Genomic DNA, 19,946 nt, shown 5'->3' with positions numbered 1-19,946 from the left:
TCTTAGCCTGAGCAGGTTTCAGGCTTTCTTCAGGCCTGTCGCGGCGGATGTAATATTTCCGCCGCGGCGAAGAACTCGCAGTAATAATACCTGCGCAGCGCGGAAATCTTATTTCCTGCCGGCCCAAAGATAATTAACGCCAGTGAATGGCGAAGAACGGTACTCAACTCCGGGGATGCTCTGCACCCTGAAAACGCCGAACCCTATATTTTGCCGATGATGTTTTTAAGGAGTCATGATGAATTTTCAGCACCTGGCTTACTGGCAGGAAAAAGCGAAAAACCTGGTCATTGAAACGCGCTTATTTATTAACGGCGAATATTGCGCCGCGGCCGATGATACCACCTTCGAGACTATCGACCCTGCCGCACAGCAGACATTAGCGCAGGTCGCCCGCGGTAAAAAAGCCGACGTCGAACGGGCAGTGAAAGCCGCGCGCCAGGCCTTTGATAACGGCGACTGGTCGCAGGCCTCCCCGGCCCGGCGTAAAGCGGTTCTCACGAAATTTGCCGACCTGATGGAAACCCATCGTGAAGAGCTGGCGCTGCTGGAAACGCTCGATACCGGCAAACCGATTCGCCACAGCCTGCGCGACGATATTCCCGGCGCCGCCCGCGCCATTCGCTGGTACGCCGAAGCGCTGGATAAAGTCTATGGCGAAGTCGCGCCCACCGGCGGCAACGAACTGGCAATGATCGTTCGTGAACCGATTGGCGTGATTGCCGCGGTGGTGCCGTGGAACTTCCCGCTGCTGCTGGCCTGCTGGAAACTCGGCCCGGCGCTGGCGGCTGGTAATAGCGTAATCCTCAAACCCTCGGAAAAATCGCCGCTCACCGCCCTGCGTCTGGCAGGGCTTGCGAAAGAAGCCGGACTTCCGGACGGGGTGTTAAACGTGGTCAGCGGCTTTGGCCACGAGGCCGGGCAGGCGCTGGCGCTGCATCCTGACGTTGAAGTCATTACCTTCACCGGATCCACCAGCACCGGCAAGCAGCTGCTGAAAGACGCCGGCGACAGCAATATGAAGCGCGTGTGGCTGGAAGCCGGCGGCAAGAGCGCCAATATCGTCTTCGCCGACTGTCCGGATCTGCAAAAAGCGGTCAATGCCACCGCCGGCGGTATCTTCTATAACCAGGGGCAGGTCTGCATCGCCGGCACCCGCCTGCTGCTGGAAGAGAGCATCGCTGATGAGTTCCTGACGTTGTTGAAAGCGCAAGCGCAAAACTGGCAGCCGGGTAATCCGCTCGATCCCGATACCACCATGGGGATGTTAATTGATAACGCCCATGCCGACAGCGTACACAGCTTTATCCGCGGCGGTGAGGCCAAAAGCACGCTATTCCTCGACGGGCGGAAAAATCCGTGGCCAGCCGCCGTCGGCCCGACCATTTTCGTCGATGTCGACCCGTCCTCAACCCTCAGCCGCGAAGAGATCTTCGGCCCGGTGCTGGTCGTCACGCGATTCAAAAGCGAAGAACAGGCGCTGCAGCTGGCCAACGACAGCGACTACGGTCTCGGCGCCGCGGTGTGGACCCGCGATCTGTCGCGCGCCCACCGCATGAGTCGCCGCCTGAAGGCCGGCTCGGTCTTCGTCAACAACTACAACGATGGTGATATGACCGTCCCGTTCGGCGGCTATAAGCAGAGCGGCAACGGGCGCGATAAATCGCTGCACGCGCTGGAAAAATTCACCGAACTGAAAACCATCTGGATTGCTCTGGAGTCTTGATCATGACTGAACATACCACTAGTTACTACGCCGCCAGCGCCAACAAGTATGAACCGTTCCCGACGCTGGAGGAATCAATCAACTGTGACGTCTGCGTCGTTGGCGGCGGTTACACCGGCCTCTCCTCGGCCCTGCATCTGGCCGAAATGGGCTACGACGTAGTAGTGCTGGAAGGCGCGCGTATCGGCTTCGGCGCCAGCGGCCGCAACGGCGGACAGCTGGTTAACTCCTATAGCCGCGATATCGACGTGATTGAGAAGAACTACGGCCCGGATGCGGCCAAAATGCTCGGCAGCATGATGTTCGAAGGCGGCGATATTATTCGCGAGCGCATCCAGCGTTATCAGATCCAGTGCGATTACCGCCCAGGCGGCCTGTTTGTGGCCATGAACCATAAGCAAATGGAAACGCTGGAAGAGCAAAAAGCCAACTGGGAGCGCTACGGCAATACCCAACTGGAACTGCTCGACAGCCATGCCATTCGTCGCGAAGTAGACAGCGACCGCTACGTCGGCGCCCTGCTCGACCACAGCGGCGGCCATATTCACCCGCTGAACCTTGCCATCGGCGAAGCGGACGCCATTCGTCTTAACGGCGGCCGGGTGTATGAGCAGTCGCCGGTGACCCGAATTCAGCACACCAGCCCGGCGGTAGTCAGTACCGCTCGCGGCCAGGTAACCGCGCGCTACGTGATCGTCGCCGGTAACGCCTATCTCGGCGACAAGCTTGAACCGGAGCTGGCAAAACGCAGCATGCCGTGCGGCACTCAGGTCGTGACGACCGCTCCGCTGTCGGAGGACTTAGCCCGCTCGCTGATCCCGAAAAACTACTGCGTGGAAGATTGTAACTACCTGCTGGACTACTACCGCCTCACCGGCGATAACCGCCTGCTGTACGGCGGCGGCGTGGTCTACGGCGCACGCGATCCGGACGACGTTGAGCGCCTGATCATGCCGAAACTGCTGAAAACCTTCCCGCAGCTGCAGGGGGTAAAAATTGACTACCGCTGGACCGGCAACTTCCTGCTGACCCTGTCGCGTATGCCGCAGTTCGGCCGTCTCGATAACAATATTTACTACATGCAGGGCTACAGCGGCCACGGCGTGACCTGTACCCATCTGGCCGGACGCTTGATTTCAGAACTGCTACGCGGCGATGCCGAGCGCTTCGATGCCTTCGCCAAACTGCCCCACTACCCGTTCCCGGGCGGGCGCAGCCTGCGAATTCCTTTTACCGCCATGGGCGCCGCCTACTACAGCCTGCGCGATCGCCTTGGGGTCTGATTTGCCGTTCGGTTCCGTGATTAACTTTTGCTAAAGGGTGTTTATTATGAGCAACAATGAATTCCATCAGCGTCGTCTTTCCGCTACCCCGCGCGGCGTGGGCGTTATGTGCAACTTCTTCGCCCAGAGCGCGCAAAACGCCACGTTGACCGATGTCGAAGGCAATGAATATATCGATTTCGCCGCCGGCATCGCGGTGCTGAATACCGGCCATCGCCATCCGCGGATGGTCGCCGCGGTTGAACAGCAGCTACAGCAGTTTACCCATACCGCCTATCAGATAGTGCCTTATGAAAGCTATGTGTCGCTGGCTGAGAAGCTCAACGAACTGGCGCCGGTAAAAGGCCCGGCAAAAACCGCCTTCTTCTCTACCGGCGCGGAAGCGGTCGAAAACGCGGTGAAGATCGCCCGTGCCCATACCGGACGCCCGGGCGTTATCGCCTTCGGCGGCGGTTTCCATGGCCGTACCTATATGACGATGGCACTAACCGGTAAGGTCGCGCCGTACAAGCTAGGCTTCGGGCCGTTCCCCGGCTCGGTATACCACGTGCCGTATCCGTCAGCGCTGCACGGTATCAGCACCGCCGATTCGATTACCGCCCTTGAACGCCTGTTCAAAGCCGATATCGAAGCCAAACAGGTGGCGGCGATTATTTTCGAACCGGTACAGGGCGAAGGCGGCTTTAACGTCGCGCCGAAAGAGCTGGTTGCCGCAGTACGCCGCCTCTGCGATGAGCACGGCATCGTGATGATTGCCGATGAAGTACAGAGCGGCTTCGCCCGCACCGGTAAATTGTTCGCCATGGATCACTATGCCGATAAACCGGATCTGATGACGATGGCTAAAAGCCTGGCGGGCGGCATGCCGCTTTCCGGCGTGGTCGGTAACGCGCAGATCATGGATGCCCCGGCGCCGGGCGGCTTAGGCGGCACCTACGCCGGCAACCCGCTGGCGGTGGCGGCCGCGCATGCGGTGCTGGATATCATTGATAACGAAGCGCTGTGCGAGCGCGCCCAGTTCCTCGGCGAGCGCCTGCTGGCGACGCTACAGGAAGTGAAGGGCTGGTGTCCGGCGCTGGTGGAAGCGCGCGGCGTGGGTTCGATGATCGCCGCCGAGTTTTTCGACCCGGCGACCGGCGAACCGTCGGCGGCGATTGCGCAGAAAATCCAGCAGCAGGCGCTGGAGCAAGGCCTGCTGCTGTTGACCTGCGGTCAGTATGGCAACGTCATTCGCTTCCTCTATCCGTTGACCATCCCGGATGCACAGTTCTCCCGCGCGCTGACGATTCTGCAGAGCGTCACGCGTCTGTAACGCCCTCCGCCGGCGGCGCTGGTCGCCGGCTGTTTTCCTCGCTGCTGACGATACATTGCTGGGGATAGTGCTGCTGAAAATAGTGGCGTAGAAACTCCACGGTGGTGCGGATTTTGGCTGAGGTCGCCAGCCGCGACACGTAGACCGCCCAGACGTTGGCGGGCTGAAAGTAGTCAGGCAGCACGTGCACCAAATGGCCGCTGGCGATATTTTCACTGACATCCCACCAGGAACGTAACGCAATCCCCTGCCCATCCAGACACCACTGATGCACGATCTCACCATGGTTGGAGGAGAGCGGCCCGGTCACCTTGATCGCGTGCTGACCCTCTTTGCTGTGCAACTGCCAGACGCCAAACGGATGGTCGCGCTCTTTGATCACCAGGCAGGGTAAGGTAGCCAGATCGCTAAGCTGCTTCGGTTGCGGATGGCGGGCAAGAAACTGCGGCGACGCGCAGAGAATACGATGGTTGGTCGCCAGCTTGCGGGCAATCAGATTCGGCGCGATATCGTCGCCGACGCGAATATCGAGATCCACCCCTTCATTGACTAAATCCACCAGCCGGTCCTGGACATCGAAGCGCAGCTCAAGTTGTGGGTACTGGCGCGCCAGCGCCGACAGCGCCGGGGCCACCACCCGACGGCCAAAACCAAAGCTGCTGATAATACGCAGCGTTCCCTGCGGTACCTGACGCACGTCGGAAAGCTCGTCCATCATCTCATCCACATCCTGCAGAATGCGCTGCGCCCATTCGTAGATCCGCTCCCCTTCTTCGGTAATGGTGACCCGACGGGTGGTACGGTGCAGCAACATCACATGCAGGGTTTGCTCCAGCAGCGAAACCCGCTTGCTGACGAACGCCGGTGAGACGCCAAGCTCCTCGGCGGCGGCGGCAAAACCGGCCCGGCGAGCGACCAGCATGAACACGCGTAAATCATTTAGCAGCGGCAGATTATTCATGATCTGTGTTTTATGTTTCACCAGTTAGCGTGATTAATTATAAACCAGTCAATTATAGGATAGGCAGGTGGTCAAACATCATCGCTAAAAAGTGAGAACCGGAATGAAAAAAACCTGTCGTATTGCCGCCATCCCCGGTGACGGAATTGGTAAAGAAGTTCTGCCTGAAGGTATTCGCGTGCTGCAAGCCGCCGCGCAGCGTTGGGATCTGTCGCTGAGCTTCGAACAGATGGAGTGGGCAAGCTGCGAATATTACGCCCATCACGGCAAGATGATGCCGGACGACTGGCGCGAGCAATTGCAGGGCTTCGATGCTATCTATTTCGGCGCCGTCGGCTGGCCGGATACCGTCCCCGACCATATCTCCCTATGGGGATCGCTACTGAAGTTCCGCCGTGAGTTCGATCAGTACGTCAACCTGCGCCCGGTGCGCCTGTTCCCCGGCGTCCCCTGCCCGCTGGCGGGTAAAAAGGCCGGCGATATCGATTTTTACGTGGTGCGCGAAAATACCGAAGGCGAATATTCCGCCCTCGGCGGTCGCGCTAATGAAGGCACCGAGCATGAAGTGGTGATTCAGGAGTCGGTCTTCACCCGCCGCGGCGTTGACCGGATCCTGCGCTACGCCTTTGAGCTGGCGCAAAGCCGCCCGCGCAAAACGCTCACCTCCGCAACCAAATCTAACGGCCTTGCGATCAGCATGCCCTACTGGGATGAGCGCGTGGAAGAGATGGCCAAAAGCTATCCCGAAATTCGCTGGGACAAGCAGCATATCGATATTCTCTGCGCCCGCTTCGTGCTGCAGCCGGAACGTTTCGACGTGGTCGTCGGCTCCAATCTGTTTGGCGATATTCTGTCGGATCTCGGCCCGGCCTGTACCGGCACTATCGGTATTGCGCCGTCGGCTAACCTCAATCCCGAGCGCGCCTTCCCGTCGCTGTTCGAACCGGTTCACGGGTCGGCGCCGGATATCTACGGTAAAAATATCGCCAACCCGATCGCTACCGTTTGGGCCGGGGCGATGATGCTCGATTTCCTCGGCAACGGCGATGAGCGCTACCACGCCGCGCATAACGGTATTCTGGCGGCGATAGAGCAGGTGATCGCCAGCGGGCCGAAAACTCCGGACATGAAAGGCACCGCCTCAACGCAGCAGGTCAGCGACGCTATCTGCAAGGCCATTTTGGCGTAATTACCCCGGCCGCTCCCCGGTCGCGCTGCGCTTACCGGGGCTACAATGGCACGAGAATATCGCCCGATCGCGTAGCCCGGGTAAGGCGTAGCCGCTACCCGGGAAAACTCGCGCCAACTCCCCTCTCTCCTCTGAATGCAGAATCCCCCACGATTGACAAGTGAACCGCATCACAGCGGCGAACTTTATTCATTCCCGAAAGGAAAGAACCTGCGCCAATTCACCTTTTATTATTTCCGTTCCGTGTTTTATTGCTTCACGAATCGGCCAATTGTTTAATTCATGTAACGAAGAAATAATCCAATTGTTAATAGCATTTTGCTACGAACCCTGACCCTACAGCGTGATAACAACGACAGGCTAAAGCCACCGACGGGCAACCGTGCCCAGGAGATCACTCATGTTGAGCAACGTAAAGAAAAAAGATGTGCCGCTGATTGTCATCAGTCTCGCGGCCATTGTTTTCATCGCCGCTACATTAAGTCTCTTCCCCCAGCAAACCGCGCAGGCGGCTAATTCGATATTTAACGGCGTTACCCGCCTGCTGGGTTCCGCGGTACAAGTGCTGGTGCTGCTGGCGCTGGGACTGGTGTTGTATCTGGCCACCAGCAAATACGGCAATATCCGGCTCGGCGAAGGCAAAGCCGAGTACAGCACTCTCTCATGGCTGTTTATGTTTATCTGCGCCGGGCTCGGCTCCTCTACGCTGTACTGGGGTGTTGCCGAGTGGGCTTATTACTACCAGACCCCTGGCCTGAATATTGCGCCGCATTCAGCAAAAGCGCTGGAATACAGCATCCCGTACTCTTTCTTCCACTGGGGCATTAGCGCGTGGGCGACCTACACCCTCGCCTCGCTGATCATGGCCTATCACTTCCACGTGCGGAAAAACAAAGGCCTCAGCCTCTCCGGGATCATTTCGGCGATCACCGGCGTCAATCCGCAGGGCTTCTGGGGTCGTCTGGTTGACCTGATGTTCCTGATAGCCACCGTCGGCGCGTTAACCATTTCGCTGGTGGTCACTGCCGCCACCTTCACCCGCGGCCTGTCAGCACTCACCGGACTGCCGGATAACTTCACCGTCCAGGCGTTTGTGATCCTGCTCTCCGGCGGTATTTTCTGCATGAGTTCGTGGATTGGCATCAACAACGGCCTTCAGCGTCTGAGCAAAATGGTCGGCTGGGGGGCGTTCCTGCTGCCGTTGGTGGTATTACTGGTTGGCCCGACCGAATTCATCACCAATAACATCATCAACGCCATCGGTCTGACGACCCAAAACTTCCTGCAGATGAGCCTGTTTACCGACCCGCTCGGCGACGGCGCCTTTACCCGCAACTGGACCGTCTTCTACTGGTTGTGGTGGATCTCCTATACCCCTGGTGTGGCGATGTTCGTCACCCGCGTCTCCCGCGGACGCAAAATCAAAGAGGTCATTTGGGGACTGATTCTCGGCAGCACCGCCGGCTGCTGGTTCTTCTTCGGAGTGATGGAAAGCTACGCCATGCATCAGTTCGTCAACGGCGTGATTAACGTGCCGCAGGTCATGCAGACCCTCGGCGGAGAAACCGCCGTCCAGCAGGTGCTAATGTCGCTGCCGGCGGGCAAGCTGTTCCTCGCCGCCTATCTGTTCGTGATGATTGTTTTCCTCGCTTCGCATATGGATGCGGTGGCTTACACCATGGCGGCGACCAGTACCCGTAACCTGCGCGAAGGCGAAGATCCGGATCGCGGCATGCGCCTGTTCTGGTGCGTGGTGATAACCCTCATCCCGCTATCGATTCTGTTTACCGGCGCTTCGCTGGAAACCATGAAAACCACCGTGGTGCTAACCGCCTTACCGTTCCTTGCCATTTTACTGATCAAGACCGGCGGCTTCGTACGCTGGCTAAAACAGGACTACGCCCACGTGCCTGTGCATCAGATAGAAACCCATACGCCCGAGCCGATCGTTAAAGCCGAGACGCTGCCGGTTGGCGCGGTACTCAAAGGCGACGGCCAGTCGCTGTAAAAAACGCTTACTGACAATAATCACAAGGTGACCTTACATGAGCAATTTAAGCCCTGACTTTACCCTGCCGATTAACTTTTGCGCCAATCCGCAGGACGCCTGGACCATTCCGGCCCGTTTTTACACCGACAGCCAGGCGTTTGAGCACGAGAAAGAGCGTATCTTCGCCAATAGCTGGATTTGCGTCGCCCACGGCAGCGAAGTCGCCAGGCCGAACGATTACATTACCCGGGAGATCATCGGCGAAAATATCGTTATCGTCCGCGGGCGCGACAACATTCTGCGCGCCTTCTATAACGTCTGCCCGCACCGCGGCCACCAGTTGCTGAGCGGCGAAGGTAAAGCCAAAAACGTGATTACCTGCCCCTATCACGCCTGGGCCTTCAAGCTGGACGGCAATCTCGCCCACGCCCGCAACTGCGAAAACGTGGAGAATTTCGATAGCGATAAGGCTACGCTTGTGCCGGTTCGCCTTGAAGAGTATGCCGGCTTTGTGTTTATCAATATGAACCCACAAGCGGAGAGCGTGGAAACGCAGCTACCGGGGCTGCAGGACAAAGTGCTGGAAACCTGCCCGGATGTGCATGAGCTGAAACTGGCGGCGCGCTTTACCACTCTTACCCCGGCGAACTGGAAAAATATCGTCGATAACTATCTGGAATGTTACCACTGCGGCCCGGCGCACCCGGGCTTCTCGGATTCCGTGCAGGTTGACCGTTACTGGCACACCATGCACGGCAAATGGACGCTGCAGTATGGCTTCGCCAAGCCGTCCGAGCAGTCGTTTAAATTCGAAGAAGGCACCGACGCCGCGTTCCACGGTTTCTGGCTGTGGCCGTGCACCATGCTCAACGTCACGCCGATCAAGGGCATGATGACCGTCATTTATGAATTCCCGGTGGATGAAGAGACCACCCTGCAGAATTACGACATTTATTTCACCAACGAAGAGCTGACCGACGATCAGAAAGCGCTGATTGAGTGGTATCGCGACGTGTTCCGCCCGGAAGATTTACGTCTGGTCGAAAGCGTGCAAAAGGGGCTGAAGTCCCGCGGCTATCGCGGCCAGGGGCGCATTATGGCGGATAACAGCGGCAGCGGTATCTCCGAGCACGGGATCGCCCATTTCCATAATCTGGTCGCCCAGGTGTTCCAGCCGTAATCGTTGAAGGAGTTAGCCATGTCCGTATTTCACTCAAATCTGTTTCGCCAGCAGGCGCTGATTGCCGGAAGCTGGCGCGACGCTGCCGACGGTACGACCCTTGCCGTCAGCAACCCCTCCACCGGCGAGGCGCTCGGCCAGATCCCGAATATGGGACGGACGGAAGCGCAGCAGGCGGTGGATGCCGCCGCTGCCGCGCTGCCGGCATGGCGCGCGCTTACCGCCGCCCAGCGCGCAGCGTTATTGAAGAACTGGCACCGCCTGATCCTCGAAAACAAGACCGCGCTGGCGCAGATAATGACCGCCGAGCAGGGCAAGCCGCTGGCGGAAGCGGAAGGCGAAATGACCTATGCAGCCTCGTTTATCGAGTGGTTTGCCGAACAAGGAAAACGCGCCAACGGCGAGATAATCCCCTCCCCCGGCGCCGATAAACGCCTGATGGTGATCCGCCAGGGCGTGGGGGTCTGTGCGGCGATCACCCCGTGGAACTTCCCGGCGGCGATGATAACCCGTAAGGCCGGCCCGGCGCTGGCCGCGGGTTGTACGATGGTAATTAAGCCTGCCAACGAAACGCCGTTTACCGCGCTGGCGATGGCGGAACTGGCGAATCAGGCCGGGATCCCGCAGGGCGTGATTAACGTTGTCACCGGGCAGTCGCGTGAAATTGGCGCGGTGTTCACCGGCGATGAGCGGGTGCGAAAGCTCTCCTTTACCGGCTCGACCGAAGTTGGCCGCGTGCTGATGCGCCAGTGCGCTGAATCCATCAAAAAGCTCTCTTTAGAGCTCGGCGGTAACGCGCCGTTTATCGTCTTTGACGACGCCGATATCGATAAAGCCGTCGAGGGAGCGCTGATCGCCAAGTTCCGCAACGCCGGGCAAACCTGCGTTTGCGTCAACCGCTTCTATATTCATCGCGCCGTCTACGACCAATTCTGCGATAAGTTCGTCGCCCGCGTCGCCGCCCTGAAAGTCGGCGATGGCAGCGAGTCCGATGTACAGATTGGCCCGCTTATCAACGCCGACGCCGGACGCAAAGTCCAGTCCCTGCTCGACGATGCGCTCACCCGCGGCGCGACGCTGTTAACCGGCGGAAAAGCACATCCGCTGGGCGGTAATTTCTTCACCCCGACGGTTATCGGCAACGTACAGCCGGGGTCACTGCTGCTGCAGGAAGAGATTTTCGGCCCGGTGGCCGCGCTGGTGAAATTTGAAGATGAGCAAGAGGTCATTGAGCAGGCCAATAACACCATCTACGGCCTCGCCTCCTATTTTTACAGCAACGATGCCGCCCGTATCTGGCGCGTCTCCGAGCAGCTGGAATACGGCATGGTCGGCATCAATACCGGGCTGATTTCCAACGAAGTCGCGCCATTTGGCGGGGTGAAACAGTCGGGTCTTGGCCGCGAAGGCTCGGAACACGGAATTGAAGATTACCTGGAGATGAAGTATCTCTGCCAGGGGTTGTAACTGTATTCTCCCGGCGGCGGCTCTGGCCACGCCGGGATTTTTGATGGAGTTCAGCGATGTCTGATTATCAAATGTTTGAGACGATCGTTCGCGATGTTGAACAGATCACCGCCCAGGTTAAGCGTTTTACGCTGGTGTCGCCGACCGGCGCCCCGCTGCCGGCATTCAGCGGCGGCAGCCATATAATCGTCCAGATGCAGGATGGCGAGCAGCGCTACAGCAATGCCTATTCGCTCATGAGCTCGCCGCTGGATACCTCCAACTGGCAGATTGCGGTGCGTCTTGAGTCGCCTTCCAAAGGCGGCTCGCGTTTTATGCATCAGCAGGTGCGACCGGGCGATACCCTGACGGTGTCCACCCCCAACAACCTGTTCGCCATCGAACCGCAGGCGCGAAAACATCTGCTGATCGCCGGCGGCATCGGCATCACGCCGTTTTTAGCTCATATTCCTGAACTGGAACAGCAGCAGGCCGACTGGCAACTGCACTACTGTTTCCACGACGCCGACAATAATGCTTTCGTCGATGCGCTCAGCGCAGCGCCGTGGCGCGACCGGGTCAATATTCACATATCAGCGCTCGGCAGCCGTCTCGATCTGTCGCGCCTGTTCGCCGACATCGAGCCCGGAACCCACGTCTATACCTGCGGCCCGGCTGCACTTAACGAGGCGGTGAAAGCCGCCGCCGAACGGTATCAGGTTCCCGCCAGCCAGCTGCACTTTGAGCAATTTATCCTTGAGGATAAAGGCGGAGAGGCATTTACGCTGGTGCTGGCGCGTTCCGGACGCGAATTTACCGTGCCGCAGGATATGACCATTTTACAGGTGATTGAGAATAACAAAGCGGCGAAGGTGGAATGCCTGTGCCGCGAAGGGGTGTGCGGCACCTGCGAAACGATGATTCTGGAGGGCGAAGCCGACCACCGCGATCAGTATTACAGCGATGAAGAGAAAGCCAGCCAGCAGAGTATGCTGATCTGCTGCTCACGCGCTAAAGGCGGCCGGTTAGTGCTGGATTTATAGCTCGCTCTCCGGCCAGCGGCGCTGGCCGGAGAGACAATCACAATTCCAGCTCGCGGCGCAGCAGTTCGGCGATATCCTCGGGGCTTGCCGCATTTACCAGAGCGGTACGAAAACCCTCATGCATAATGCGCCGCGCCAACCGTGAGAAGATCCGCATATGCTGGTCACCCGCCGAGTGTTTGTTCAGCGTCAGCATAATGACAAATTGCGCTTCTTCATCGCCCCACATCACCGGTTGCGCCAGCCGCGCGACGCTGATGGTCGACTGCTCAATATGCTCGGATTTACTGTGCGGAATGGCGAAGCTAAAGCCCAGACCGGTGGAGAACACCGCCTCGCGGGCCCACAGGTCTGCCTCCAGCTTACGCGGATAGCGGCAACGCCCGGCCAGCAGCAGATTATCAGTCATCCCTTTCAGCACTTCTTCCTTGCTGCGCCAGTCGCTATTGAGCGTAATGCACTGGGTGCTCACCAGCGGAACATCCTGCTGACGCATGCGGAACTGGGCCAGCAGATGCTCGACTTCCAGTGAGGTACGGCACTGCATCGCCTGATTCAGTAGCTGGCGGCAGGCGCGGCTATCCAGTTGCGCCAGGCGCGCCTTGGTCGCCGGGATTGCCGGCGCGCTCATACTCAATTCATCTAAACCGAGGCCAACCAGCAGCGGCAGCACCGATCCTTTCGCCCCCAGCTCGCCGCACAGGCCAATCCATTTTCCCTGACGATGCACCGCCTGCACGGCATAGTCCAGCGCGCGCAGGAAGGCCGGGTTCAGGCTGTTGTAATGACGCGTCACTTTAGCGTTATCGCGATCGACCGCCAGCAGATACTGCGTTAAATCGTTGCTGCCGATGCTAAAGAAATCGACCTCTTCACAGCACTGATCGATGATAAACATCACCGACGGCACCTCCAGCATGATGCCGAGTGAGATCTTTTCATCAAACGGGATCTGTTCGGCGCGCAGCGACTGCTTGGCCTCCGCCAGCCGCTCTTTCACCCACAGAATCTCCTCCATTGATGAAATCATCGGGATCATAATTTTCAGCGAGCCGTGCGCCGAGGCGCGTAAAATGGCCCGCAGCTGAGTATGAAACAACGCTTGATACTCTTCATAGATGCGTACCGCGCGGTAGCCGAGGAACGGATTGTTTTCCGCCGGAATATTGAGATACGCCACCGGCTTATCGCCGCCGATATCCATGGTGCGCACGATAATACTGCGCCCGTTAGCGGGCTCAAGCGCCTGACAAAAGATGTTGTAGAGCTCATTTTCCGACGGCGCGCCGGGACGGTCCATATACAACATTTCGGTACGGAACAGCCCAACCGACTGCGCGCCGTTATTAAATGCCGCCACCGCTTCCACCGAATGCGCGATATTGGCGGCGATCTCTACGCGGATGCCGTCTTGCGTCTGCCCGGCTTTATCAAGCCATACCTGCTGCTGTTGCTGAATTTGCCCCTGTAGCCAGGACTCCTGCTGATAATAGCGCGCCACCGCTGGGCTGGGGTCCACCACCAGCAGCCCGGCATTACCGTCGATCTGTACCTGAGTATCGACCCACGGCAGCAGCGCCGGCAGGTCAACGCCCACCAACGTAGGAATATTGAACGAACGGGCCAGAATGACAGTATGTGAAGTTGTGCCGCCGCTGCGCAGCAGTAGCCCTTTCAACTGCGACTTATCTAGTTCCAGAAACTGGCTTGGGGTTAGTTCATCGGCAAGACAAATAGCCGCTTCCCGCAGTTGTCCCGGTGCCGGAAAGCGATCTTCACCATAGATATGCTGCAATAGCTGGAAGCAGACGTCGCGGACATCCAGCACTCGTTCCTGCAGATAGCTGTTGCCGGAATCGCGGAACTGGGTGCAGAAGTGGTCGCCGGTGGCGACAATAGCCTGTGCGCAGCTAAGGCCGGTTAGAATACCGCCAAGCAGGTGCTGGCGCAGCGAAGCATCGGTCGCCAGCGAACGGTGAGCTTGCAGAATCGCGCTGGCGGTGCCGTCATTGTCAAGTAACCGCAGATCGATATCCTGCACCAACAGACGCAAACCGTTATCCAGTGCCGCCTGTTCCTGTTCAAGGCTGGCGACCATCGGCAGTTCGCCAAGGTCGTGAAGATCGCGTGATTTGAGATGAACCAGCTTACCGCCAGCACTGCCGGCGCACACCGGGCGCGCAGGGAACAGCGTTGGGTTCAGCCGCGACAGCGATTCCGGCACCGGCTGGACATCCAGCGTTTGCGCAGAGGGCAGCGGCGCATCGCAGTGCGGAAATTCATTTTCAATAAACGCGGTTAACGCGGCATACGCTTCGTCTTCATCCTCCCCGCTGATAATCAGCTGACAGGCGTCTCCTTTTAGGGTGTTGCTGCCGATAATCGCCAGCGCGCTTTTCGCATTCCCGCGACCGTCGCTCCGCAGATTCCGCCACTCAACCGCCGACGAAAAACGGTTACACAGCGTTTCGACCAGGCTTGCCGGGCGCGCATGCACGCCATTTGGCAAATCACATATGAATTCAATTACCAGTGCCATCGCCTTCCTCCTGAGCAATGCGTTATTTCAGCCAAAGGTAATGAAAGTAGTGGCAATGAACTACGTGATAAAACTGGCAATTACTGGACTATTGTACACATACATCTTTTTTATGCTCGCCATCACAATTCATCAGTTCAGGCGTACGTAGCCCTAATAACAGCTAAGATTTGAGGTGGATCGCAATTCCTTTCTCACCTTACAAATATCCAGTAAATGCACTTTTTCTCTACTATTTTATACCCCGCCCTTTTTCTAATGTTGAGGCATCAATACTGTCACGGGCCACACAGCGCTCAGGAGCAAGCAATGAACGAACTGGTGCACATACTAAAAAATACCCGCCAGCATCTGATGACCGGCGTCTCACACATGATCCCCTTCGTCGTTTCCGGCGGGATCCTGCTGGCGGTGTCCGTCATGTTATATGGCAAAGGCGCGGTGCCCGATGCCGCCACCGACCCTAATCTGAAGAAGCTCTTTGATATCGGCGTCGCCGGGCTGACGCTGATGGTACCTTTCCTTGCCGCCTACATCGGCTACTCCATTTCTGACCGCGCCGCGCTGGCCCCCTGCGCCATTGGCGCCTGGGTCGGCAACGGCTTCGGCGCCGGCTTCTTCGGCGCGCTGATAGCCGGAATGATTGGCGGTCTGGTGGTCTATTACCTGAAAAAAATTCCCGTTCATAAAGTTCTACGCTCGGTGATGCCTATCTTCATTATTCCCATCATCGGCACCTTTATCACCGCCGGGATCATGATGTGGGGCCTCGGCGAACCGGTGGGCGCGCTGACCGCAAACCTGACCAGCTGGCTGCAGGGGATGCGCGAAGGCAGCATCGTGGTGCTGGCCATCATTATGGGCCTGATGCTGGCCTTTGATATGGGCGGCCCGGTTAACAAAGTGGCCTACGCCTTTATGTTGATTTGCGTCTCTCAGGGCGTCTACAGCGTCGTGGCAATCGCCGCGGTCGGCATCGCCGTACCGCCGCTGGGCATGGGACTGGCGACGTTAATTGGTCGCCAATATTTTACCGCCGAAGAGCGTGAAACCGGCAAGGCCGCGCTGGTGATGGGCTGCGTCGGGGTGACCGAAGGCGCCATTCCTTTTGCCGCCGCCGACCCGCTGCGCGTTATTCCCGCCAACATGATTGGCGCCGCCTGCGGCTGCGTCACCGCCGCGCTGATGGGCGCGCAGTGCTATGCCGGCTGGGGCGGGCTTATCGTGCTGCCGGTGGTCCAGGGCAAACTCGCCTTTGTCACCGCACTCTTTGTCGGCGCCTGCGTCAGCGCGGCCTGCGTCATCGCCCTGAAAGCATTCACCAAAAAGCAACCGTCCGACGCCCAAGCCGACGATGAATTAGATCTTGATTTCGAAATTAACTAACAGACTGGAAGGAACACCTTATGACCCACATTATCGCCGTCACCGCCTGCCCATCGGGCGTCGCCCATACCTATATGGCCGCCGAGTCGCTGGAAAGCGCCGCTAAAGCCAAAGGCTGGCAGGTTAAGGTTGAGACCCAGGGTTCCATCGGCATTGAGAACGAACTCACGGCGGAGGATATCGCCGCTGCCGATATGGTCATTCTGACCAAAGATATCGGCATTAAGTTTGAAGAACGTTTTGCCGGGAAAACCATTGTGCGCGTCAATATCAGCGATGCGGTAAAACGCGCCGACGCCATCATGAACAAGATAGATAGCCACCTTTCCCAGAACGCCTGAAGCCCAAAAGAGGCGCTTACGCGCCTCTTCGCCACAACACGGAGTTTGTCATGACGAATCGTACGCAACGCCTGAAAGCCAGCCTGTTCGCCCAGCCGCGCGAAATCTCCCTTGAACGCGCATTGCTCTATACCGCCAGCCATCGGCTAACGGAGGGGGAGCCGGTGATTATCCGCCGGGCGAAAGCCACGGCATGGATCCTTGATAAGGTGGCCATTTCGATTCGTGATGATGAACTGATTGCCGGCAACCGCACCGTTAAACCACGTGCGGGAATTATATCGCCGGAGATGGATCCCTACTGGCTGCTCAACGAACTCGACGCCTTCCCGACCCGCCCGCAGGACCGCTTCGCGATAAGCGAAGAAGATAAACGAATTTACCGCGAAACGCTGTTCCCTTACTGGGAAAAGCGCTCAATGAAAGATTTCATCAATGGTCAAATGACCGAGGAAGTAAAGGCTGCTATCAGCACGCAGATTTTCAGCGTTAACCAGACGGATAAAGGCCAGGGCCATATTATTATCGACTATCCGCGGCTACTGAATCATGGCCTTGACGCGCTGATCGCCGAGCTGAAATCACACTGCGCCCGGCAGCCTGATAACCACTTTTATCAGGCGGTATTGATCTTACTTGAAGCCTCTCAGCGCCATATTTTGCGCTACGCCGCTCTGGCGGAAGAGATGGCCGCGAACTGCGCGAATGCCCAGCGTCAGCGGGAGCTGGCAACCATCGCCGCGACCTCACGCCATAACGCGCAGCATCGGCCGCAGGATTTTGCCCAGGCCTGCCAGCTGTTCTGGTATATGAACATTATTTTGCAGTATGAATCCAACGCCAGCTCGATTTCGCTCGGGCGTTTTGACCAGTACATGCTGCCTTTTTATCAGGCGTCGCTGACTCAGGGTCAGGATCCCGCTTATCTCAAGGAGCTGCTGGAGTCGCTGTGGGTAAAATGCAACGATATCGTTCTGCTGCGATCTTCCAGCAGCGCGCGCTATTTCGCAGGTTTCCCTACCGGTTACACCGCCCTGCTTGGCGGACTGACGGAAACCGGGCGTAGTGCGGTAAACGTACTGTCCTTTCTTTCTCTCGATGCTTACCAGAATGTGCAGCTACCGCAGCCGAATCTGGGAGTACGGGTCAATGAACTAATAGATCGCCCGTTCCTGCGCAAAACCGCTGAGACCATTCGCCTGGGCACCGGGATCCCGCAGATTTTCAACGATGAGGTGGTCGTCCCGGCCTTCCTCAACCGCGGCGTGTCGCTGGAAGATGCCCGCGATTACGCGGTGGTCGGCTGCGTGGAGCTCTCTATTCCCGGGCGCACCTACGGCCTGCACGATATCGCGATGTTTAATCTGCTGAAGGTGATGGAAATTGTGCTGCAGGAAAATGAACAGCAGCCCGATGTCAGCTGGGACGGCCTCATCAGCCAAATCCGCGACAAAATCCGCCATTACATCAAGCTGATGGTCGAAGGCAGCAACATTTGCGATATCGGCCATCGCGACTGGGCTCCGGTGCCCCTGCTGTCATCCTTTATCGAAGATTGCGTGCAGCACGGCAAAGATATCACCGCAGGCGGCGCGCGCTATAACTTCTCCGGCGTTCAGGGTATCGGAATCGCTAACCTGAGCGATTCGCTGCACGCGCTGAAGGGCATGGTCTTCGAGCAACAGCGCCTCAGTTTTGCCGAGCTGATGGCGGTGCTAAAAGCCAACTTCCGCACGCCGGAAGGAGAAAAAATCCGCGCCCGCTTGATCAACCGTTACGAGAAATACGGCAACGATATCGACGAAGTCGATAATATTAGCGCCGATCTGCTGCGTTTTTACTGTAAAGAGGTAGAACGGTATCTGAACCCTCGCGGCGGCCATTTTACCCCTGGCTCCTATACCGTCTCCGCGCATGTGCCGCTGGGCTCGGTCGTCGGCGCGACGCCGGACGGTCGACTGGCTGGCGAACAGCTGGCGGACGGCGGCCTGTCGCCAATGGTTGGACAGGATGCTCAGGGGCCGACGGCGGTGCTGAAATCGGTCAGCAAACTGGATAACTATCTGCTGTCGAACGGTACGTTGCTGAATGTCAAATTCACCCCGGCAACGCTTGCCGGAGATGGCGGCCTGAACAAACTGGCAGACTTTTTACAGGCCTTCTGCAAGCTCAAGCTGCAGCACATCCAGTTTAACGTGGTCAACGCCGACACCCTGCGTGAAGCGCAGCAGCGGCCGCAGGACTTCGCAGGCCTGGTGGTGCGCGTCGCGGGCTACAGCGCCTTCTTTGTTGAGCTGTCGAAGGAGATACAGGATGACATTATCCGCCGCACCGCGCATCAGCTGTGAGGTCATCGAAACGCGCGCCGATACGGCGCGCATTTTTAACCTTCAACGCTACTCGCTTAATGACGGACAAGGCATCCGCACGGTGGTATTTTTCAAAGGTTGCCCTCATACCTGCCCGTGGTGCGCCAATCCTGAATCGATCTCGCCAAAGATTGAAACCCTGCGCCGGGAGAGTAAATGCCTGCGCTGCACGCGCTGCCTGCAGGATGTCGCTGAGTGTCCCTCCGGCGCATGGGAGCAGATAGGCCGGGATGTCACGCTCGATGCTCTGCTGCGCGAGGTGCTTAAGGACGAGGTCTTCTTCCGGGCATCCGGCGGCGGCGTCACCCTGTCAGGTGGCGAAGTACTGATGCAGGCCGGATTTGCTGCCAGTTTCCTCCAGCATCTGCGTCAGTGGGGGATCCACACCGCTATCGAAACCGCAGGCGACTGCGCCTTTAACCGTTTCCTCCCGGTCGCCGAAGCCTGTGACGAAATACTGTTTGATTTGAAAATCATGAATAGCGAGCGGGCCCATTCACTACTGCAGATGAATCAGCCGCGGGTACTGGACAACTTTCGTCAGTTGGCCAGCCGCAAAATGAATCTTATCCCGCGCGTGCCGCTGATCCCTGGCTACACGATGAACACGGAGAATTTTAAGCAGATCTTAAATTTCCTCGCGCCGTTCGGTCTGACGGAGATTCACCTGTTGCCGTTTCATCAATATGGCGAGGCGAAATACCGTCTGCTGGGTAAAAGCTGGCCGCTGGCCGGCGTCAACGCTCCCCAAGAGGCGGATATTCATCCTTATCAAGCGCTGGCTGAAGCAGCAGGATATCACGTCACTATCGGCGGTTAACGCCTGGAGGATGTTATGGACTTCAACATTGTCGCGGTGACCGCCTGCGTGAGCGGGGTTGCACATACCTATATGGCAGCCGAGCTGCTGGAAAAAGTCGGTCACCATGAAAAATGGTCTCTGAAAGTGGAAACCCAGGGCGCGCTCGGCGTGGAAAACCGAATTAGCGAAGAGGATATTGCCCGCGCCACGGTGGTGTTACTGGTAACCGATATCGAAATCGATGGCGCTCAGCGCTTTAACGGACTCCGTACCATTAAAACCAGTATCGCCACATTCCTGTTGCAGCCACAGCAAATTGTCAAAGCCGTTAATAGCATTATGAAAAAGCCGGTCGTTTACCTGGAAGTTCCCTGACCGG

15 protein-coding genes are annotated in these 19,946 nt (G+C 57.9%); 13 read left to right on the top strand and 2 right to left on the bottom strand.

Annotation, left to right across the window (positions count from 1 at the left end; translation table 11 throughout):
- The first annotated feature begins 238 nt into the window (after positions 1 to 238).
- Genes puuC through puuE form a run of 3 tightly spaced genes read left to right on the top strand, consistent with a single transcriptional unit; the run spans position 239 to position 4,321 of the window.
- Entirely contained in the window at positions 239 to 1,726 is a 1,488-nt protein-coding gene (puuC, locus tag PGQ95_RS23680; RefSeq protein ID WP_430919581.1) for an aldehyde dehydrogenase PuuC, read from the top strand.
- 2 nt (positions 1,727 to 1,728) lie between these two features.
- Complete coding sequence (locus PGQ95_RS23675; protein ID WP_045397003.1) at positions 1,729 to 3,009, top strand: NAD(P)/FAD-dependent oxidoreductase; 1,281 nt, start codon at positions 1,729 to 1,731, stop codon at positions 3,007 to 3,009.
- Positions 3,010 to 3,055: 46 nt separating this feature from the next.
- Entirely contained in the window at positions 3,056 to 4,321 is a 1,266-nt protein-coding gene (gene puuE / locus PGQ95_RS23670) for a 4-aminobutyrate transaminase (protein WP_045386357.1), read from the top strand.
- Here the strand turns inward: puuE and PGQ95_RS23665 are convergent.
- A complete protein-coding gene (locus PGQ95_RS23665) occupies positions 4,308 to 5,303 on the bottom strand; it encodes a LysR substrate-binding domain-containing protein (RefSeq protein WP_183269025.1) in 996 nt (331 codons plus the stop codon). The two genes, puuE and PGQ95_RS23665, sit on opposite strands and share 14 nt — an antisense overlap.
- Positions 5,304 to 5,385: 82 nt before the next feature.
- On the opposite strand from PGQ95_RS23665, the gene PGQ95_RS23660 reads away from it, so the two are divergent.
- The 5 genes from PGQ95_RS23660 to PGQ95_RS23640 all read left to right on the top strand — a co-directional run bounded on the left by PGQ95_RS23660 (position 5,386) and on the right by PGQ95_RS23640 (position 12,130).
- Positions 5,386 to 6,471 carry a tartrate dehydrogenase gene (locus tag PGQ95_RS23660; RefSeq protein ID WP_087858052.1) on the top strand — a complete coding sequence of 362 codons (1,086 nt, stop codon included), beginning with the start codon at positions 5,386 to 5,388 and terminating at the stop codon, positions 6,469 to 6,471.
- Positions 6,472 to 6,871: 400 nt separating this feature from the next.
- On the top strand, positions 6,872 to 8,479 hold the full coding sequence (locus PGQ95_RS23655; RefSeq protein ID WP_047054263.1) for a BCCT family transporter: 1,608 nt from the start codon (positions 6,872 to 6,874) through the stop codon (positions 8,477 to 8,479).
- Between the two features lie 37 nt (positions 8,480 to 8,516).
- Entirely contained in the window at positions 8,517 to 9,641 is a 1,125-nt protein-coding gene (gene yeaW, locus PGQ95_RS23650; RefSeq protein WP_430919554.1) for a carnitine monooxygenase, oxygenase subunit YeaW, read from the top strand.
- 18 nt (positions 9,642 to 9,659) lie between these two features.
- Positions 9,660 to 11,108, top strand: a complete 1,449-nt coding sequence (locus PGQ95_RS23645; RefSeq protein ID WP_430919552.1) for an NAD-dependent succinate-semialdehyde dehydrogenase — start codon at positions 9,660 to 9,662, stop codon at positions 11,106 to 11,108.
- A gap of 56 nt (positions 11,109 to 11,164) precedes the next feature.
- Positions 11,165 to 12,130 carry a PDR/VanB family oxidoreductase gene (locus PGQ95_RS23640; protein WP_430919550.1) on the top strand — a complete coding sequence of 322 codons (966 nt, stop codon included), beginning with the start codon at positions 11,165 to 11,167 and terminating at the stop codon, positions 12,128 to 12,130.
- A 37-nt stretch (positions 12,131 to 12,167) separates the two neighbouring features.
- Here PGQ95_RS23640 and ptsP read toward each other — a convergent pair whose 3' ends face one another.
- Positions 12,168 to 14,669, bottom strand: a complete 2,502-nt coding sequence (gene ptsP, locus PGQ95_RS23635; RefSeq protein ID WP_430919548.1) for a phosphoenolpyruvate--protein phosphotransferase — start codon at positions 14,667 to 14,669, stop codon at positions 12,168 to 12,170.
- Between the two features lie 309 nt (positions 14,670 to 14,978).
- Here ptsP and PGQ95_RS23630 point away from each other — a divergent pair, with 309 nt between their 5' ends.
- From PGQ95_RS23630 to PGQ95_RS23610, 5 genes are read left to right on the top strand one after another with little or no spacing between them, the layout of a single operon-like run.
- Positions 14,979 to 16,055, top strand: coding sequence for a PTS fructose transporter subunit EIIC (locus PGQ95_RS23630; RefSeq protein ID WP_087858057.1), 1,077 nt, complete (start codon positions 14,979 to 14,981; stop codon positions 16,053 to 16,055).
- A gap of 20 nt (positions 16,056 to 16,075) precedes the next feature.
- On the top strand, positions 16,076 to 16,396 hold the full coding sequence (locus PGQ95_RS23625; RefSeq protein WP_087858058.1) for a PTS fructose-like transporter subunit IIB: 321 nt from the start codon (positions 16,076 to 16,078) through the stop codon (positions 16,394 to 16,396).
- Positions 16,397 to 16,446: 50 nt separating this feature from the next.
- The gene (locus PGQ95_RS23620; protein WP_430919546.1) at positions 16,447 to 18,744 is read left to right on the top strand and encodes a formate C-acetyltransferase; all 2,298 of its coding nucleotides are present in this window, start codon (positions 16,447 to 16,449) and stop codon (positions 18,742 to 18,744) included.
- Complete coding sequence (locus tag PGQ95_RS23615) at positions 18,710 to 19,585, top strand: [formate-C-acetyltransferase]-activating enzyme (RefSeq protein ID WP_430919544.1); 876 nt, start codon at positions 18,710 to 18,712, stop codon at positions 19,583 to 19,585. The genes PGQ95_RS23620 and PGQ95_RS23615 overlap by 35 nt, the downstream gene beginning before the upstream one ends.
- A 15-nt stretch (positions 19,586 to 19,600) precedes the next feature.
- Positions 19,601 to 19,942 (top strand): PTS fructose-like transporter subunit IIB, encoded by a 342-nt coding sequence (locus tag PGQ95_RS23610; RefSeq protein ID WP_047065412.1) that lies wholly within the window; start codon positions 19,601 to 19,603, stop codon positions 19,940 to 19,942.
- Positions 19,943 to 19,946 lie beyond the last annotated feature (4 nt).

It is taken from the genome of Klebsiella sp. 141240, assembly GCF_050600805.1.
Lineage (GTDB): Bacteria > Pseudomonadota > Gammaproteobacteria > Enterobacterales > Enterobacteriaceae > Klebsiella > Klebsiella aerogenes.
Note: the sequence above shows the minus strand (reverse complement) of the source record. Positions and strands in the feature narration are given on the sequence as shown.

Excerpts from the sequence above, each read along its gene's own strand:
- puuC (WP_430919581.1), top strand. The coding sequence starts at position 239 with ATGAATTTTCAGCACCTGGCTTACTGGCAGGAAAAAGCGAAAAACCTG.
- PGQ95_RS23675 (WP_045397003.1), top strand. The coding sequence starts at position 1,729 with ATGACTGAACATACCACTAGTTACTACGCCGCCAGCGCCAACAAGTAT.
- puuE (WP_045386357.1), top strand. The coding sequence starts at position 3,056 with ATGAGCAACAATGAATTCCATCAGCGTCGTCTTTCCGCTACCCCGCGC.
- PGQ95_RS23660 (WP_087858052.1), top strand. The coding sequence starts at position 5,386 with ATGAAAAAAACCTGTCGTATTGCCGCCATCCCCGGTGACGGAATTGGT.
- PGQ95_RS23655 (WP_047054263.1), top strand. The coding sequence starts at position 6,872 with ATGTTGAGCAACGTAAAGAAAAAAGATGTGCCGCTGATTGTCATCAGT.
- yeaW (WP_430919554.1), top strand. The coding sequence starts at position 8,517 with ATGAGCAATTTAAGCCCTGACTTTACCCTGCCGATTAACTTTTGCGCC.
- PGQ95_RS23645 (WP_430919552.1), top strand. The coding sequence starts at position 9,660 with ATGTCCGTATTTCACTCAAATCTGTTTCGCCAGCAGGCGCTGATTGCC.
- PGQ95_RS23640 (WP_430919550.1), top strand. The coding sequence starts at position 11,165 with ATGTCTGATTATCAAATGTTTGAGACGATCGTTCGCGATGTTGAACAG.
- ptsP (WP_430919548.1), bottom strand. The coding sequence starts at position 14,669 with ATGGCACTGGTAATTGAATTCATATGTGATTTGCCAAATGGCGTGCAT.
- PGQ95_RS23630 (WP_087858057.1), top strand. The coding sequence starts at position 14,979 with ATGAACGAACTGGTGCACATACTAAAAAATACCCGCCAGCATCTGATG.
- PGQ95_RS23625 (WP_087858058.1), top strand. The coding sequence starts at position 16,076 with ATGACCCACATTATCGCCGTCACCGCCTGCCCATCGGGCGTCGCCCAT.
- PGQ95_RS23620 (WP_430919546.1), top strand. The coding sequence starts at position 16,447 with ATGACGAATCGTACGCAACGCCTGAAAGCCAGCCTGTTCGCCCAGCCG.
- PGQ95_RS23615 (WP_430919544.1), top strand. The coding sequence starts at position 18,710 with ATGACATTATCCGCCGCACCGCGCATCAGCTGTGAGGTCATCGAAACG.
- PGQ95_RS23610 (WP_047065412.1), top strand. The coding sequence starts at position 19,601 with ATGGACTTCAACATTGTCGCGGTGACCGCCTGCGTGAGCGGGGTTGCA.